The sequence below is a fragment of the Bradyrhizobium sp. Crot121 genome, from assembly GCF_059512385.1.
The window spans coordinates 34575-49033 of record NZ_JCAMOR010000013.1 but is presented as its reverse complement, the minus strand read 5'-3'; the positions used below and the strand labels follow the sequence as shown (position 1 = coordinate 49033).

Sequence of the window (14459 nt, the reverse complement as noted above, 5' to 3'; positions counted from 1 at the left end):
CTTATGAGTACATAATGAGCGGCCAAAGTCAAACAAGGAGGCGCATGATCTGATCGAGTGTGGCGCGAACGCTGGCCGCGCTCGGCTTGTCCTTGGCCAGAACCATCAACCCGATATAGACCGCCATGATCGTGTGCGCTGCGGCATCGGGATCGAAACCGGCGCCAAACTGCGCGCGATCGGCGCGAAGCCTGTCTCGCAGCAAATGCTCGAGTTTCCGGTTGAAAGCTTCGATCCTGGTGCGCACGTCCTTCTGTTCGGCAATGCCGTCGGCCGACGCGTTGATCGACAGGCAGCCGCGGCTGCCCTTGGCGCCCGAACAGCGTGGAATAAAGGCTGCGAGCCAGCGCTCGATCGCCTCGCGTGCAGATGATCCCTCGTTGATCACCTTTTCGGCATGCGCAACGATACGCGTGTGGTAGCGATCGAGCACGGTCAGGAACAGCGCGTTCTTGTCGCCGAAGGCGGCATAGAGGCTCGGCTTGGCGAGGCCCGTCGCTGCAGTGATGTCGTCGAGCGACGTGCCCTGAAAACCCTTCTGCCAGAACACGTCGCGCGCAACGTCCAGCACTTCATCGGGATCGAAACTGCGCGGTCTTGCCATGCCGCCTATCTACGCGTTGGCACGAGCTTCGCCAAGCTCATCCCACGCCAGCGACCGGGGGTGGTGCCGTTTGTCGCCGGAACAGGATGCGCTGGTAGAGCCAGCCGATCGCGACCAGCACCACGCCGAGGCACATGAAGGATAGCGCGCGGTAGACGCCCGTGAGCTGCGACATGTCGACTACGAACGCCTTGACGATGGTCAGCGCGATGACGGCGGCAGAGGCCATCCGCGCACGCTGCGAGCCAACGACGATGCCGATCCCGAGCAGCACGACGCCGAACGCCAGCCAGGCAATCGAATAGGTGTATTGCTCGGCGCCCGTGGTCGGGCCGTGCGACAGCACGGGGCCGTGGTAGAGCCGGCGGATTTCGAAGCTGACATAGGTGAGCGCGAGGATCAGCGCGCCGGCCGCGAGCGTGTTGCCGTAGGCGGCCGGGCGCCGTCCCGCAACCGCATAGGACAACAGCAGCGCCAGCACCGCGGGCAGGGCATAGCCGAGCAGGAGCAGGTTGACGAAGCTGCCGCCGACATCGATCGGCCACAGGATCGGCGTCTCCAGCAGCATCAGACCGAAGACCGCGGCAAGACCGGCGAACACGGTCAGCAGCACCGCACCGATATTGTGCACGATGCTGACCGTGCGGATGCGCAGACGCTCGAGCCCGATCGCCATCGCCAGCGCCGTGCAGACCTGCAGCGCGACCTCGGTGAGGCCGGCGCTGTTGCGGTAGACGTCGCCGTCGTTGATGGCGTGACGGATCTCCATGAAGGCGAGCAGGACCGTGAACAGGATCGCGGCCGATTCCATGGCGCGGAGCGGCGCGTCGTCGCCATGGCGGCGCAGGAAGATGCTGGCTGCCCAGAACGAGCCGGCGGGAATGCCGTAGCCCCACAGCAGCCAGTTGAAGATCGGCGTGCTGCCGACGGCGTCGCCGACGATACGCGGTTCATAGCCGATGCGCAGCACCACGATGCCGGCGAGGATCGCAGCAAGCGTGCGCAGGAAGGCGATCGGCCGCTGCAGGGAAATCCAGGCGGTGCCGAGCGACATCAGCGCCAGCGCGATCGTGAGCCAACCCTTTTCCAGCGCGAATGTGAGCGCGAGCGCGAGTGCGGCGAGCGTGCCGGTCGCAAACAGCGCGATCGAGGCGGAGTGTCCGGGCCGGTCCTCGCGCCTGGTCAGGAATTCGGTGGCGGCGGCGAAGGCCGCGGCGAGCAGTACGGCGAGAATTGCGAACGGAATCGAGCGGTCGAGCTGCGCGATCCGGGCGTAGAGCGCGATCAACAGCGCCAGCGGTGTGAAGGTGGCGGCCGCCGCCCACTGCACGGTGATTGCAGTCGTTGCAAAGCGGCGCTGCGCGAGGAAACCGCTCACGCCGAACATGCCGGCGAAGATCGCCGCCGTGGTCAGGTGCAGCGAGACCGAGCCGTCGGTGGCGTTCGGCCCGATGCCGGGCAGGGGGCCGCCGGGCAGCACCAGCATGTCCGGATTGCCGCGCACCGCCCATTCGGCGAACACGACGAACACAAACAGCGCGGCGGCGCCGATCGCGGCACTGGCCGCCGGCGTCCGCCAGGCAACGAGCAGGCTGCCGGCGACCAGGAGGCCGAAGGTGATCATCGCGGGGTCGGCGTGAAAGCTGTTCAGCACGATCAGCAGCGCGCCGAACAGATAGGCGATCAGCGAGCTCGACGAGATCGGCTCGACCTGTTCGCCCTCCGCCTCCGGTCCGAACATGAAGCCGCAGACGACCAAGAGCGCGGCGAGGATGAATCCCGCGACGACATGGAAGGCGTGCGGCCCGATCATCGATGGCCCGCATTGCAGGCAGGGGAAGGTCCAGAGCAGCGCGAACACCACCGTGGTAACGGCAAGCCAGCGCCACAGCCGGATGCGGGCGAGGCCGAACGATGCCGCGGTGACGATCGCCAGATAGATGTAGAGCGCCCAGAAATCCGGCTTTTCGGATGACACGAGGATCGGCGTGGCAAAAGCGCCGACGACACCGAGCCCGGCCAGCGCCGGCCCGTGCAGCAGCGCCGCAGCGTGCCGAGCGCGACCAGTCCGAGCAGCACGAAGGCGGTGGCCGGCGCGAGGAAGTCGTAGAGCGCGTAAGCTGCGTAGACGGTCGCGAATGCCACAGCCGTTCCGGCGGCGGTGAGGATCGCCGGGATATTGGCTGATAGCAGCGGCGCGATGGTGGAGATGCTTTCCTTGCGTCGCGTCCATTCGCCGGCGCCGAGCAGCGCCAGCGCGAACAGGCCGCCGAGCATGGTGCGCACGCCGGGCCCGAGCAGGCCGGCTTCGATCGAATAGCGCACCATGAAGAAACCGCCGAGCGCCAGCGTCAGGCCGCCGAGCCACACCACCCATCGGGTGCCGATGGTCTCTTCGAAGCCGGGTTGTGTCGGTGGCGGAGGCGGTGGCGCAGGCGGCGCGCCGGTTGGCGCGTCCGGTTCTGCAGCTTGCGCGGCCTTGGCAGGTGCGGCCTGGATGGCCTCGGGCGGCAATGGCGGAGGCGTGGCCGCAGCCGGCGGCGAGGTCGCACGCGTCGGCTCAGGCCCGTGCTCGGGGACGAGCGGCGGCGATGCCGGCCGTATTGCCGCGGCATTCGCACCTTCGAGGGCCTCCAGCCGCACGCGCAAGGCGGCCACTTCGTTCATTGATTTCAGCGCAAAAGCAAATGCGACGATCGCAATGACAAAAACAATGAACTCCAGCATCAGGCCTCCGGGCCGGCGCGCGAGGGGCGTAACCAATCACGTCCGCGGTCGTCGCAATCCATTGAGTGGAGGTTGCCCCGCAAAAAGTTCAATCATCAAAGCGGCATTTCCGCGCGACTCACTCGAGGTCGACCCGGAACGGCTGGTTTTCGACGCTCATCGCGCCGGGTCCGATCTCGTCGAGTGCGCGGACCATCCGCCCCTCCCGCCCGAGCGCCTTGTCGGCGAGGCTCACCATCAGCCGGTTGGGCGAGGCGATCGGGGAGGCGGCGCGGATCTGGCGCGCGATCTCGGCCTCGTCGCGATGCGGATTGAGCGCGCAGGCGGCAGCGAACGCGCTCGCGGTCGAGCGGCTGATGCCGGCGTAGCAGTGTACGACCATCGGCGCGCTACGATCCCAGCCCCGCACGAAGTTCAGGACCTGCTCGATGTGCCGTTCCGACGGTGCGATGAAGCCGTCCATCACTTCGGTGATGTCGTCGACCTGCACGCGCAGATGGTTGATTTCGAGCACGGAGGCCGGCCGCTGCACCTGCGCGATATTGGCCATCACGGTGAGGACGTGGCTGGCGCCGGTCAGTCTTACGGTTTCGGGAAGCAGGGCAAGCGAGCAGACGTGAAGCATCATGGTCCTTCGGCAGCGTGACTGGGCTCGATTATAGCCGCTGCCCTAGGGTGGGCAAAGCCACCCTTCGCGATGCCAGTTATTGCGCCCTCGCCCCTTGTGGGAGAGGGCAGCTCCGGCATGGCCACGAACTCGCTTGGGTGAGGGGTTCTCTCCACGCGCACGATCGCCCGTGGAGGCAACCCCTCATCCGGCGCTTCGCGCCACCTTCTCCCACAAGGGGAGAAGGGAAGAAGATCACGCCGCCACCGCCTGGAAGCGTTCGAGGAACCGTTTCTCGGCTTTTGCTGCGGTCCAGGGCGTGAGATAGTCGCGCTCGGTTGCCGCGGGCAGTGCGGGATCGCGGCCGAACAGGCGCTTGGCTTCGGCTTCGGAAAATCCGGCAAGGCGGGTTGCTTCGAGATAGGCGGCGCCGCGATCGGCGGCCTTGATCTGCTGGGTGATCTCCTCGGCCAGCGCCGGCGGCAGGCCGAAGCGGATGTGGATCGCGGAGAGCAGGCGCTTTTCCACCGTCTTGTAGTCGCCGCCGAGCACCGCCTTGAACGGCGAGATCATGTCGCCGATGACATATTCCGGCGCATCATGCAGCAGCGCCGCGCGCCGCACGCTGACATCGACGCGCGGCATCTGCTGGCGCATCACCGCCTCGACCAGGAGCGTATGCTGCGCGACCGAGAAGATATGCGCGCCGCTGGTCTGTCCGTTCCAGCGTGCGACGCGGGCGAGCCCGTGGGCGATGTCGGCGATCTCGATGTCGAGCGGCGAAGGGTCGAGCAGATCGAGCCGCCGCCCGGACAGCATGCGCTGCCAGGCCCGCGCGTCCTGCTTCGGCGCCGGTGATCTTCCGGTCATTTCACTTTGAAGCGCGGGCTGCGATGCTTGCCGCCGCAAGCCTCGTGGCAGAAGCAGGTCACGAGATGATCGTTGACGATGCCGGTCGCCTGCATGAAGGCGTAGACGATGGTCGGGCCAACGAACTTGAAGCCGCGCGAGGCCAGTTCTTTCGAGACCTTGATCGACAGCGGTGTCGAGGCCGGCACGCTCGCCGTGGTCTTGAACTCGTTGACCTTAGGACGGCCGTCGACGAAATCCCATAGGAATTTCGAGAAGCCCGGCCCTTCCTCCATGATCTTCAGATAGGACTTCGCGCTTGCGATCGTGCCCTCGATCTTGGCGCGGTTGCGCACGATGCCGGCATCGTTCATCAGCGCATGAACCTTCTTGTCGTTGTAGCGCGCGATCTTCTCGGGCTGGAAATCGTCGAAGGCTTTACGGAAATTCTCGCGCTTGCGCAGGATCGTGATCCAGGAGAGGCCGGCCTGGAAGCCGTCGAGAATCAGCTTTTCGTAAAGCGCGCGGTCGTCATATTCCGGCACACCCCATTCCTCGTCGTGGTAGGCGACGTAAAACGGGTCTTCGCCCGGCCACGGACAGCGAATCTTGCCGTCGGGATGCAGTTGCGCAGTGCGGCTCATGCGACGGTCTTTTTCGGTGCGGCGCGCACAACATCAGGCTCGGCAAGCTTCAGACCAAGGCCGCCGGCGGAAAGCGAAAGTCCGGCATCGAGCGCATCAGCGACGCGGTCGGTGCGGATCAGCGCCAGGCCGTTCTGTCCCGCGGCCGAGCCCATGGTGCCGACCTGCTTGTCGCCGGCGACGATGGTGGCGCCCGGTTCGGGCGCCAGATCGTCCAGGATGATCTTGACGGTGCGCGTGCGCGCGGTGCCGCGATGCTGCATCCGCGACACGACTTCCTGGCCGACATAGCAGCCCTTGTCGAAATCGACGCCGCTCAGCCGGTCCATGTTGGTCTCGTGCGGGAACGCGTCGCCATAGCTGAAGTCGAGCCCGCCGCGCGGGATGCCGCTCACAATGCGATGCGCCTCATAGGCGGCGCTGTCGACGAGGTCGGCGCCGATGAGACCTGCGACCTTGGCCTTCAAATCTTCGGGCACCAGGATGCGAAAACCCAGCGCGCCGCTGCGCGGATCGGCGAAGCAGAGGTCGGGCTTCATCGCCGGCTCACCGTCCCAGGCGGCCAGTACGCCGAGCCCGTCGGAAAGATTCTCGACCGCGACCTTTGCGCGCAGCTTGTAGAAGCGCAGCTTGTCGGTCAGCGCTGGCGCGAGCGCGCGCGGCACATCGATCAGGAAGCCGCCGCCATGGCCAGCGGGCGCCTCCGTGATCAGGAAATCAACGATGATCTTGCCCTGCGGGGTCAGCAGCGCGCCGAACCGGCCCATACCCGGCGCAAGGTCGGTCAGGTCTGATGTGACGAGGCCGTTGAGGAAGTTGCGGGCGTCCTCGCCCGTCACCTTGACCACGCCCCGATCGGGTAGAAATGCTGCTTTCATGCGGCTTGTTCGGCCCTTTTCCAAGGTTCCTTTGGGAAACGGAGCTAGCGGATATTCCTACCGAAGTTAAGGCGCTAAACTGTGCCGAACAAGGCCCGGCAGGCAGCTTGAACACGGGCGCGAGGAACGATGAATCAGCGTTTTGACACCATTCTAAAATCCGGCACCGTGGTCAATCAGGATGGCGAGGGCATCCGTGACATCGGCATCAGGAATGGCCGTATTGCCGAGATCGGCGGCCTCAACTGCGATTCCGCCGACGAGGTGATCGACTGCAAGGGCCTGCACGTCCTGCCCGGGGTGATGGACACCCAGGTGCATTTCCGCGAGCCCGGGCCGACCCACAAGGAAGATCTCGAGACCGGATCGCGCAGCGCTGTGCTGGGCGGCGTCACCGCCGTGTTCGAGATGCCGAACACCGACCCGCTGACGGTGACGGAAGCGGCCTTCACCGACAAGGTGAAGCGCGCCCATCACCGCATGCACTGCGATTTCGCCTTCTTCATCGGCGGCACCCGGGAGAATGTGCAGGATTTGCCGGAACTCGAACGTGCGCCGGGCTGCGCCGGCGTCAAGGTGTTCATCGGCTCCTCCACCGGCACGCTGCTGGTCGAGGACGATGAGAGCCTGCGCCGCATCTTCAAGGTGATCCGCCGCCGCGCTGCGTTCCATGCCGAGGACGAATATCGCCTCAACGATCGCAAATCGCTCAGGATCGAGGGCGATCCGCGTTCGCATCCGCTCTGGCGCGACGAGGTCGCGGCGTTGATGGCAACGCAGCGGCTGGTCAAGCTCGCGCATGAGACCGGCAAGCGCATCCACGTGCTGCACATCTCGACCAAGCAGGAGATCGATTTCCTGCGCGACCACAAGGACGTCGCCTCCTGCGAGGCGACGCCGCATCACCTCACCATGGCCGCGCCGGAATGCTACGAGCGGCTCGGCACCCACGCGCAGATGAATCCGCCGGTGCGTTCGGCCGACCATCGCGAGCGGATCTGGTACGGCATCGAGCAGGGCATCATCGACGTGCTCGGCTCCGACCACGCCCCGCATACGCTGGAAGAGAAGGCGAAGACCTATCCGGCCTCGCCCTCCGGCATGACCGGCGTGCAGACGCTGGTGCCCCTGATGCTCGATCACATCAACGCCGGCCGGCTGTCGCTGGCGCGTTTCGTCGACCTCACCAGCGCGGGACCGGCGCGGCTGTTCAACATCGCCTGCAAGGGCCGCATCGCGGCCGGCTATGACGCCGATTTCACCGTCGTCGATCTCAAGCGCAGCGAGACCATCACCAACCAGTGGATCGCCTCGCGCGCGGGCTGGACGCCCTATGACGGGATGCGCGTCACCGGCTGGCCGGTCGGCACGTTCATCCGTGGCAAGCGGGTGATGTGGCAGGGCGAGGTTGTGACGCCGTCGCTGGGCGAGCCAGTGCGGTTTTTGGAGACGTTGAGGGTGTAGTTCTCCGTCATTGCGAGCGAAGCGAAGCAATCCATTGCCGCCGCGAATCGGGGTGACAATGGATTGCTTCGCTTCGCTCGCAATGACGGCAGAACAAGCGGGTGATGACGACTGAGCGCGTGGAGACTTACTGCCGCGCCAGTATCAGCGAGAATTCGCCGTTGCGCACGCGCGCCGGCAGCCCCTCGACGAACTTCGCCACCGCTTCCTCGCCATAGGTGCCGACCAGCTCGGCCAGCGCGGCGAACAGGCTCGCCTGCGCGAGGCAGTCGCCGTCGATGCCGTCATGACGCGCTTCGGCCCAAGCCTCGTTAAGGTAGGAGAGCGCGGCCTGCTTCTGCTCGTGGTCAGGCAGGGGATCGCGGGCAATCGAGAACGCTGGAATGCGCATGAAACTCACAGGCAATGTCGGCGCGATTCACGGCGAATCACGTCATGCACAAAGCTGTAGCACGCAGATTGGGCACGCCTAGGCCACTTCTTTAGGAAGGGTTAATGGCGGCAACCAAGGTCAATCGAACGTCTATCCGCTCAGTCAGTTAGCATAGCGCGCGGTCAGGTCGCGCGAGATCTTGGAGCCTTCCTCGACATAGCGGCGGATCGCCACGACCGCTGCCGGCGTGCAGCTTCGGTAGGTCTGCTGAAAACCGTTATAGCCGCGGTTGAAGCCCGCGATCATGCGGGCGCGGCGGTCGCCGGAGGGGGTTTCGGCGTCGATCAGCGCCTGCATCTCGTTGCGCCATTTGGCGCCTTCGTTGCTGCCGCAGATGCCGCGCAGATAATGCAGGGTGCCGAGGATCTCGGCGAGCCGCTGCAGATCGCCGTCAAACGGCGCCGCGGCATCCTCCGCCCGGCCGGGCGAGAGATTGCACGCGGTAACGAGGATCAGGACGGCCAGGAGAACTTTCGACATGGCAGCGTCATATGCCCTTGGATTGTGCTGCAGGCAAGGCGCTGGAAGCTGTCCGATAGGGCTTCAAATCAGCCGCCGGGCGGCCTGAATCACCTCCTGCAGGCCGCCGGTGACCTTGAGATCGCCGATCGCCTCGGGCTCGAGCCATTTGAAATCATCATGTTCGTCATTCAGGTGGGGTTCCCCCGCCACCCATCGCGCCGCGAACGACATGATCAGATAGTGCCCGTTAGCCGTCGGCCCGGGCAGCACCTCGCGCCAGCCGGCAAGCGCGACAATCTCGATTCGGAGCCCTGTCTCCTCGTCGACCTCCCGGTGCAGCGCCGTATGCAGGGATTCGCCGAATTCGACCCGGCCGCCCGGCAGCGAATAGAAGCCCTTGCCCGGCGTGCGGGCGCGGCGGACCAGAAGCACCTTGCCGTCGCGAAAAATCGCGCCGGAAACGGCAAGCTGTGGACGGGCAGGCTGGGCGGGGGAAGTCAAGAGGCGATCCAAAACCGGCGAAACCGGCGCCGATCATGCCCGATTGGGAACGAGAGGTCTAACCGTAGAGTTCGTCATGCCCGGGCTTGACCCGGGGATCCACGCCTTCCTTCGCGGCTGGAAGGACGTGGATGGCCGGGACAAGCCCGGCCATGACGGCGAGAGTGATATTTGTACCCGGTTCAGCTACTCGCTCGCCATGATCCGTTCGATGTCGGCTTCAGTGCCGCCGTTGATGATGCCCCCGGCGAGGGCGACCAGCGGCTTGACCCAGATCGTGGCCTGCTCGGCTAGCTTGGCACGGGTCTTGTCCTGGCGCACCTTGTCCATCGCGGCGCTTACCGCCGTCAATATCGAGGTCATCGTGTTCGTGATGTTGTCGAATTCGGCGCGGGTCGTGGGATCAGCCGATTCGTAGGCTTCGATTGCGAGGTCGCGCGCCCTGAAGTTGGAGGCCGTGAAATGCTCGGCATAGGTCAGTGGGTGCCAGCTCAGGAAATCCTCGGCACATTCCGGCATGTCCGGAATCATCTCGAGCAGCATGATGGCTTCGTTGAAGTGATTGAGGTAATCGGTGGCAAGCCCGGTGCGCGGATTGATGTTGGCGGCGCGCAACGCCGCAGCCCGGTCCTCGTCCGGGCCCGCCGGTCGCGGTGTCGGGCGATCGGATTGTGCTGCTGTTGAGCCCATGGCGTTCATCATGCCCAATGTTTGACAGGGGCGGTTAAAAGGTCCTGAACGAGTACTTATTTTTCCCGGATTATGTGCGGACGCTTCGTTATCACCTCGCCGCCGGAGGCGATCAGGCTGCTCTTCGGCTATGCCGAGCAGCCCAACTTCCCCCCGCGGCACAATATTGCGCCGACCCAGCCCGTCCCCGTGGTGATCCTGGAGAACGGCGGCCGGCATTTCCGGCTGATGCGCTGGGGGCTGATACCCGCCTGGGTCAAGGATCCCCGTCAGGTCGGGCTCTTGTTCAACGCCCGCTCGGAGACGGTGCTGCAGAAGCCCGCCTTCAAGAACGCGATCCGGCGCCGCCGCTCCCTGATCCCGGCTGACGGCTATTATGAATGGCACGACGAGGGCGGCCGCAAGCGGCCCTATTTCATCTATCGCCGCGACCAGCAGCCGGTCGGCTTCGCCGCGCTGGCGGAGACCTGGATCGGCCCGAACGGCGAGGAGGTCGATACGGTGGCGATCATCACCGCGCCGGCCAGCGCCGATCTGGCGAGATTGCATCACCGCGTGCCCGTGACGATTTCGCCCGACGCCTTCGAGCGCTGGCTCGATTGCCGCAACGACGAGGTCTCGCTGGCGATGCCGCTCCTGAAGGGCCCGGAGGCCGGCGAATTCGTCTGGCACGAGGTCTCGACGCGGGTCAATCACGCCGCCAATGACGATGCGCAATTGCTGCTGCCGATCACGGACGAGGAGCGCGCTGCCGAGCCGCAGAAGCCGAAGCGGGCGACACCGCGCAAGCCATCGTCGCCGGTGGAAGACGACGGGCAGGGGAGTTTGTTCTGACGGGTGGGCAAAGCGTACGTGCCCATCATCCTTGCGCGATGTGGCTTGTTGCGCCCTCTCCCCTTGTGGGAGAGGGCTGCTCGGACGGTCGCCACGGACTCCCTAGGGTGAGGGGTTGTCTCCACGCGCACCATCGGTTGTGGAGAGAACCCCTCATCCGTCGCGCATTTCATGCGCGCCGCCTTCTCCCGCAAGGGGAGAAGGGAAAGGCATGACGCAAGTAGCTACCGGAAAATATTCAGCGCGGCGTATTGCACGAGCATGATGGTCTTGGCGTCGACGATGCGGCCGTCTCTGATCATCGCCAGCGCTTCATCGAGTGGCAGCTCCAGCACCTCGATGTCTTCGCCCTCGTGGGCAAGGCCGCCCCCGTCGCCGACCCGCATCGAGGAATCATATTCGGCGACGAAGAAATGCAGCTTCTCCGTCACCGAGCCCGGGCTCATGAAGGCTTCGAATACTTTTTCGACGTGGTGAAGCCGGTAGCCGGTCTCCTCTTCCGCCTCGGCGCGGATGCGGTTCTCCGGGGTCTCATTGTCCAGCATGCCCGCGGCCGCCTCGATCATGAAATCGTCATGGCCATTGAGGAAGGGCGGCAGGCGGAATTGCCGCACCAGCACCACGCTGCGCGCGGCGAGATTGTAGGGCAGCAGCGTGGCGGCATTGCCGCGGTCGAACACCTCGCGGTTCAGCGTCTGCCACGCACCGTCGCCGCGGCGGTAGTCGAAGGTCACCGACTTCAGTACGTAGTGCTCATCGGACAGCACGCGCTCGTCCTTGATGCGGACGCGGTCGGAAATACTCATGGCGGCGTGCGCCCGTCGATCCATCTGGAAAACACGAGAAGCTGCTGCTCCTCATAGCCGATCGACTGGTAGAACGCGCCGACCTTGGCGTTTTCCCGCCGCACCAGCAATTGCAGTTTTGCAATGCCGGCCGCCTGGAGCCAGTCCTCCACCGCGCGCATGATCACCCGGCCGTATCCCTTGCCCTGTCGCTCGGGATCGACCGCGACGTAATAGACCCAGCCGCGATGGCCCTCATGGCCGACCATGGCGGATGCGACGATCACCCCATTGTCGCGGCCGACCAGGATGTCCGAATTGGGCCCTCGTCGTGCCAGCGCGATATCGGCGACCGGATCGTTCCACGGCCGTGTCAGCCCGCAGCGCTGCCACAGTGCGACGACGTCAGCGACGTCGCTGTCGGACATCGGCGCGATGGCGAGCGCAGCGATAGGGGGTGGCGGTGCGACGTTCACAGTACTTTTCCAGGATTCATGATACCGAGCGGATCGAGCATCGCCTTGATGCTGCGCATCAGTTCGATCGCGACCTTGTCCTTCACATCGGGCAATTCATCGCGCTTGAGCACGCCGATGCCGTGCTCCGCCGAGATCGATCCGCCCATCCGCAGCACGATCTCGAACACGACCGCGTTGACCTCATGCCAGCGGCTGAGGAAGTCGGCGCTGTCGGCGCCGATCGGTTGGCTGACATTGTAATGGATGTTGCCGTCGCCGAGATGGCCGAACGGCACTGGCCGCGCGCCGGGGATCAGCTTGACCACCGCCGCATTGGCCTCTTCGATAAAGGCCGGGACCGCGGCGACCGGCACCGAGATGTCATGCTTGATCGAGCCGCCCTCCGGCTTCTGTGCCGCGGACATCTCGTCGCGCAATTTCCAGAACGCCTGGCGCTGGCTCAAATTCGCGGCGATCACGGCGTCATCGACGATGCCATCTTCCATGCCCTCGGCGAGGATGACTTCCAGCGTATCGCGTGCATCGTCGCGCGGCGAGGAAAGCTCCATCAGCACATACCAGGGGTGCTTGCTCTCAAGCGGATCGCGAATGTCGATGCCGTGGCGGATCGAGAAATCCACCGCGATGTCGGCAAGCAGCTCGAAGCTGGTGAGGCTGCCCGCGGCTTCGGTTTGCGAGATCGACAATAGCTGCAGCGCATCCGCCGGCGATTTCAACCCGACAAAGGCGGTCTCGATTGCGCGCGGCTTCGGAAACAGCTTCAACGTCGCCGCCGTGACGATGCCAAGCGTTCCCTCGGCGCCGATGAAGAGATTGCGCAGGTCGTAGCCGGTATTGTCCTTTTTCAGTTTCGACAGCGCGTTGAGCACGCGCCCGTCGGCCAGCACCACTTCGAGCCCGAGCGCCATCTCGCGCGCCACGCCATAGGCCAATGCGGCCGTGCCGCCGGCATTGGTCGAGAGATTGCCGCCGATGGTGCAGCTTCCCTCGGCGCCGAGCGAGAGCGGAAACAGCCGGTCGACGTCGCTGGCGCGCTGCTGAGCCACCTGCAGCACCACGCCGGCCTCGCAGGTCATGGTGTTGGAGGCGGTATCGATCTCGCGGATCTTGTCCATCCGCTTCAGCGAAATCACCACCTCGCCATGATGCGGCGTCTGCCCGCCGACCAGGCCGGTATTGCCGCCCTGCGGGACCAGCGCGATGCGATGCGCCGAGGCGAGCTTGCAGATCGCGGCGACTTCCGCGGTCGAGCCCGGGCGTAGCACCAGCGGCGAGCGGCCCTGGAACAGGTTGCGTTCCTCGACCAGGTAGGGCGCGATGTCGGTGGCATCAGTCACCGCATATTTGTCGCCGACGATGGCGCGAAACTTGTCGATCAGTTCCGGCGGAAGCTGCGGCGCTGGCGGATCTGCGATGTTCATCCCGGTCTCTTTCACTCCGGCCGCCTTCATTCGCGGCCAACGGCTGCGCGGCGCAGCCGGTCGTTGATGGCTTCGCCCAGACCGTCATGGGGAATGGGCATCACCGCGATCGCACGCGCGGCTTCGGTGTCGAGCGCGCGCAGATAGCCGAACAGGTTGGCAGCGGCCTCGGCAAGATCGCCGCCATCAGACAGATTCATCACGGCAGCCGCCGAATCAACCCCCGATATGCTCAAGGGTCCAAACGCCAGAAGCGCCTCTCCGGGCTCGATCCTGTCAGCGTTGAGTCGCACCCGCGTGCGCGGGGCGTAGTGGGAGGCCAGCATGCCCGGCGCGAGCGGCCTGCCGCCGTCGCCCGGCGCGAGCGGCTGGCCGTTGTCGCTCTCGCCGGCGACCGGCGGTTGATCGAGCCCGTTGCCGAGCACGCGCTCGATCTCCGCGCGCGGCAGGCCGCCTGGCCGGAGCAGCGTGGCGCGCTCGAAGCAGCCCACGATTGTCGATTCGACCCCGACCTCGACCGGGCCTCCATCGACAATCAGGTCGATGCGCCCCGAAAGATCGCTTGCGACGTGCTCCGCCGTGGTCGGCGAGACATGGCCGGAGAGGTTGGCGGAAGGCGCCACCACCGGCCGGCCGAGGGCGCGCAGGATGTCGCGGGCGACGGCGTGGGCGGGCACCCGCACCGCGACGGTATCGAGCCCCGCGGTCGCGAGCTCCGCCACCGGGCAGCCTTCCGTTTTCGGCAGCACCAGCGTCAGCGGCCCCGGCCAGAACGCCTCGGCCAACGCGGTCGCCACCGCACCGAACCGGGCGATCCGCCGCGCGTCGGCGAGATCGCCGACATGAGCGATCAGGGGATTGAACGCCGGCCGCCCCTTGGCCTGGTAGAGATGGGCAATCGCGGTCGCATTGGTGGCGTCGGCGCCGAGCCCGTAGACGGTCTCGGTCGGGAACGCCACCAGGCCGCCTTTTGCGAGCACGCCGGCCGCCGCCGCGGTCGCGGCTGGTCCGGCCGGCAGGATCCGGGTTTTCAGGCTGGTTTCCACTGTGACTCAAATCCTCAAATGCGCGGCTTGCGGTC

15 protein-coding genes and 1 pseudogene are annotated in these 14459 nt (G+C 65.6%); 2 read left to right on the top strand and 14 right to left on the bottom strand.

Annotation, left to right across the window (positions count from 1 at the left end):
• Nucleotides 1-28: 28 nt before the first annotated feature.
• The 6 genes and pseudogenes from AC5ZGW_RS14505 to ygfZ all read right to left on the bottom strand — a co-directional run bounded on the left by AC5ZGW_RS14505 (nucleotide 29) and on the right by ygfZ (nucleotide 6309).
• A complete protein-coding gene (locus tag AC5ZGW_RS14505; protein ID WP_028166918.1) occupies nucleotides 29-604 on the bottom strand; it encodes a TetR/AcrR family transcriptional regulator in 576 nt (191 codons plus the stop codon).
• Nucleotides 605-641: 37 nt separating this feature from the next.
• Nucleotides 642-3331: pseudogene (locus tag AC5ZGW_RS14500) on the bottom strand (DUF2339 domain-containing protein).
• Nucleotides 3332-3449: 118 nt separating this feature from the next.
• Entirely contained in the window at nucleotides 3450-3956 is a 507-nt protein-coding gene (locus AC5ZGW_RS14495; RefSeq protein WP_130225618.1) for a tyrosine phosphatase family protein, read from the bottom strand.
• Between the two features lie 237 nt (nucleotides 3957-4193).
• Nucleotides 4194-4808 carry a YfbR-like 5'-deoxynucleotidase gene (locus AC5ZGW_RS14490; RefSeq protein WP_130225586.1) on the bottom strand — a complete coding sequence of 205 codons (615 nt, stop codon included), beginning with the start codon at nucleotides 4806-4808 and terminating at the stop codon, nucleotides 4194-4196.
• Nucleotides 4805-5431, bottom strand: coding sequence for a DNA-3-methyladenine glycosylase I (locus AC5ZGW_RS14485; protein WP_130225585.1), 627 nt, complete (start codon nucleotides 5429-5431; stop codon nucleotides 4805-4807). Before AC5ZGW_RS14485 ends, AC5ZGW_RS14490 begins: the two co-directional genes overlap by 4 nt.
• Nucleotides 5428-6309 (bottom strand): CAF17-like 4Fe-4S cluster assembly/insertion protein YgfZ, encoded by an 882-nt coding sequence (ygfZ, locus tag AC5ZGW_RS14480; RefSeq protein WP_130225584.1) that lies wholly within the window; start codon nucleotides 6307-6309, stop codon nucleotides 5428-5430. The genes AC5ZGW_RS14485 and ygfZ overlap by 4 nt, the downstream gene beginning before the upstream one ends.
• A 129-nt stretch (nucleotides 6310-6438) precedes the next feature.
• On the opposite strand from ygfZ, the gene AC5ZGW_RS14475 reads away from it, so the two are divergent.
• Nucleotides 6439-7773 (top strand): dihydroorotase, encoded by a 1335-nt coding sequence (locus AC5ZGW_RS14475; protein ID WP_130225583.1) that lies wholly within the window; start codon nucleotides 6439-6441, stop codon nucleotides 7771-7773.
• 127 nt (nucleotides 7774-7900) lie between these two features.
• On the opposite strand, the gene AC5ZGW_RS14470 is transcribed toward AC5ZGW_RS14475, so the two are convergent.
• The 4 genes from AC5ZGW_RS14470 to AC5ZGW_RS14455 all read right to left on the bottom strand — a co-directional run bounded on the left by AC5ZGW_RS14470 (nucleotide 7901) and on the right by AC5ZGW_RS14455 (nucleotide 9859).
• Nucleotides 7901-8164: a hypothetical protein gene (locus AC5ZGW_RS14470; protein ID WP_130225582.1), complete on the bottom strand. Its 264-nt coding sequence runs from the start codon at nucleotides 8162-8164 to the stop codon at nucleotides 7901-7903.
• 144 nt (nucleotides 8165-8308) lie between these two features.
• Nucleotides 8309-8686, bottom strand: coding sequence for a TIGR02301 family protein (locus AC5ZGW_RS14465; RefSeq protein ID WP_130225581.1), 378 nt, complete (start codon nucleotides 8684-8686; stop codon nucleotides 8309-8311).
• Between the two features lie 63 nt (nucleotides 8687-8749).
• Nucleotides 8750-9169, bottom strand: a complete 420-nt coding sequence (locus AC5ZGW_RS14460; RefSeq protein ID WP_130225580.1) for an NUDIX hydrolase — start codon at nucleotides 9167-9169, stop codon at nucleotides 8750-8752.
• 186 nt (nucleotides 9170-9355) lie between these two features.
• Nucleotides 9356-9859 (bottom strand): hypothetical protein, encoded by a 504-nt coding sequence (locus AC5ZGW_RS14455; RefSeq protein ID WP_130225579.1) that lies wholly within the window; start codon nucleotides 9857-9859, stop codon nucleotides 9356-9358.
• Nucleotides 9860-9931: 72 nt separating this feature from the next.
• Here AC5ZGW_RS14455 and AC5ZGW_RS14450 point away from each other — a divergent pair, with 72 nt between their 5' ends.
• Nucleotides 9932-10693: an SOS response-associated peptidase gene (locus AC5ZGW_RS14450; protein WP_130225578.1), complete on the top strand. Its 762-nt coding sequence runs from the start codon at nucleotides 9932-9934 to the stop codon at nucleotides 10691-10693.
• A 224-nt stretch (nucleotides 10694-10917) separates the two neighbouring features.
• On the opposite strand, the gene AC5ZGW_RS14445 is transcribed toward AC5ZGW_RS14450, so the two are convergent.
• From AC5ZGW_RS14445 to AC5ZGW_RS14430, 4 genes are read right to left on the bottom strand one after another with little or no spacing between them, the layout of a single operon-like run.
• Entirely contained in the window at nucleotides 10918-11499 is a 582-nt protein-coding gene (locus AC5ZGW_RS14445) for an NUDIX domain-containing protein (RefSeq protein ID WP_130225577.1), read from the bottom strand.
• Nucleotides 11496-11930: a GNAT family acetyltransferase gene (locus tag AC5ZGW_RS14440; protein WP_130225617.1), complete on the bottom strand. Its 435-nt coding sequence runs from the start codon at nucleotides 11928-11930 to the stop codon at nucleotides 11496-11498. Before AC5ZGW_RS14440 ends, AC5ZGW_RS14445 begins: the two co-directional genes overlap by 4 nt.
• A 20-nt stretch (nucleotides 11931-11950) precedes the next feature.
• Nucleotides 11951-13378, bottom strand: a complete 1428-nt coding sequence (locus AC5ZGW_RS14435; protein ID WP_130225576.1) for an FAD-binding oxidoreductase — start codon at nucleotides 13376-13378, stop codon at nucleotides 11951-11953.
• Nucleotides 13379-13404: 26 nt separating this feature from the next.
• On the bottom strand, nucleotides 13405-14424 hold the full coding sequence (locus AC5ZGW_RS14430) for an L-threonylcarbamoyladenylate synthase (RefSeq protein WP_496113927.1): 1020 nt from the start codon (nucleotides 14422-14424) through the stop codon (nucleotides 13405-13407).
• Nucleotides 14425-14459: the final 35 nt, after the last annotated feature.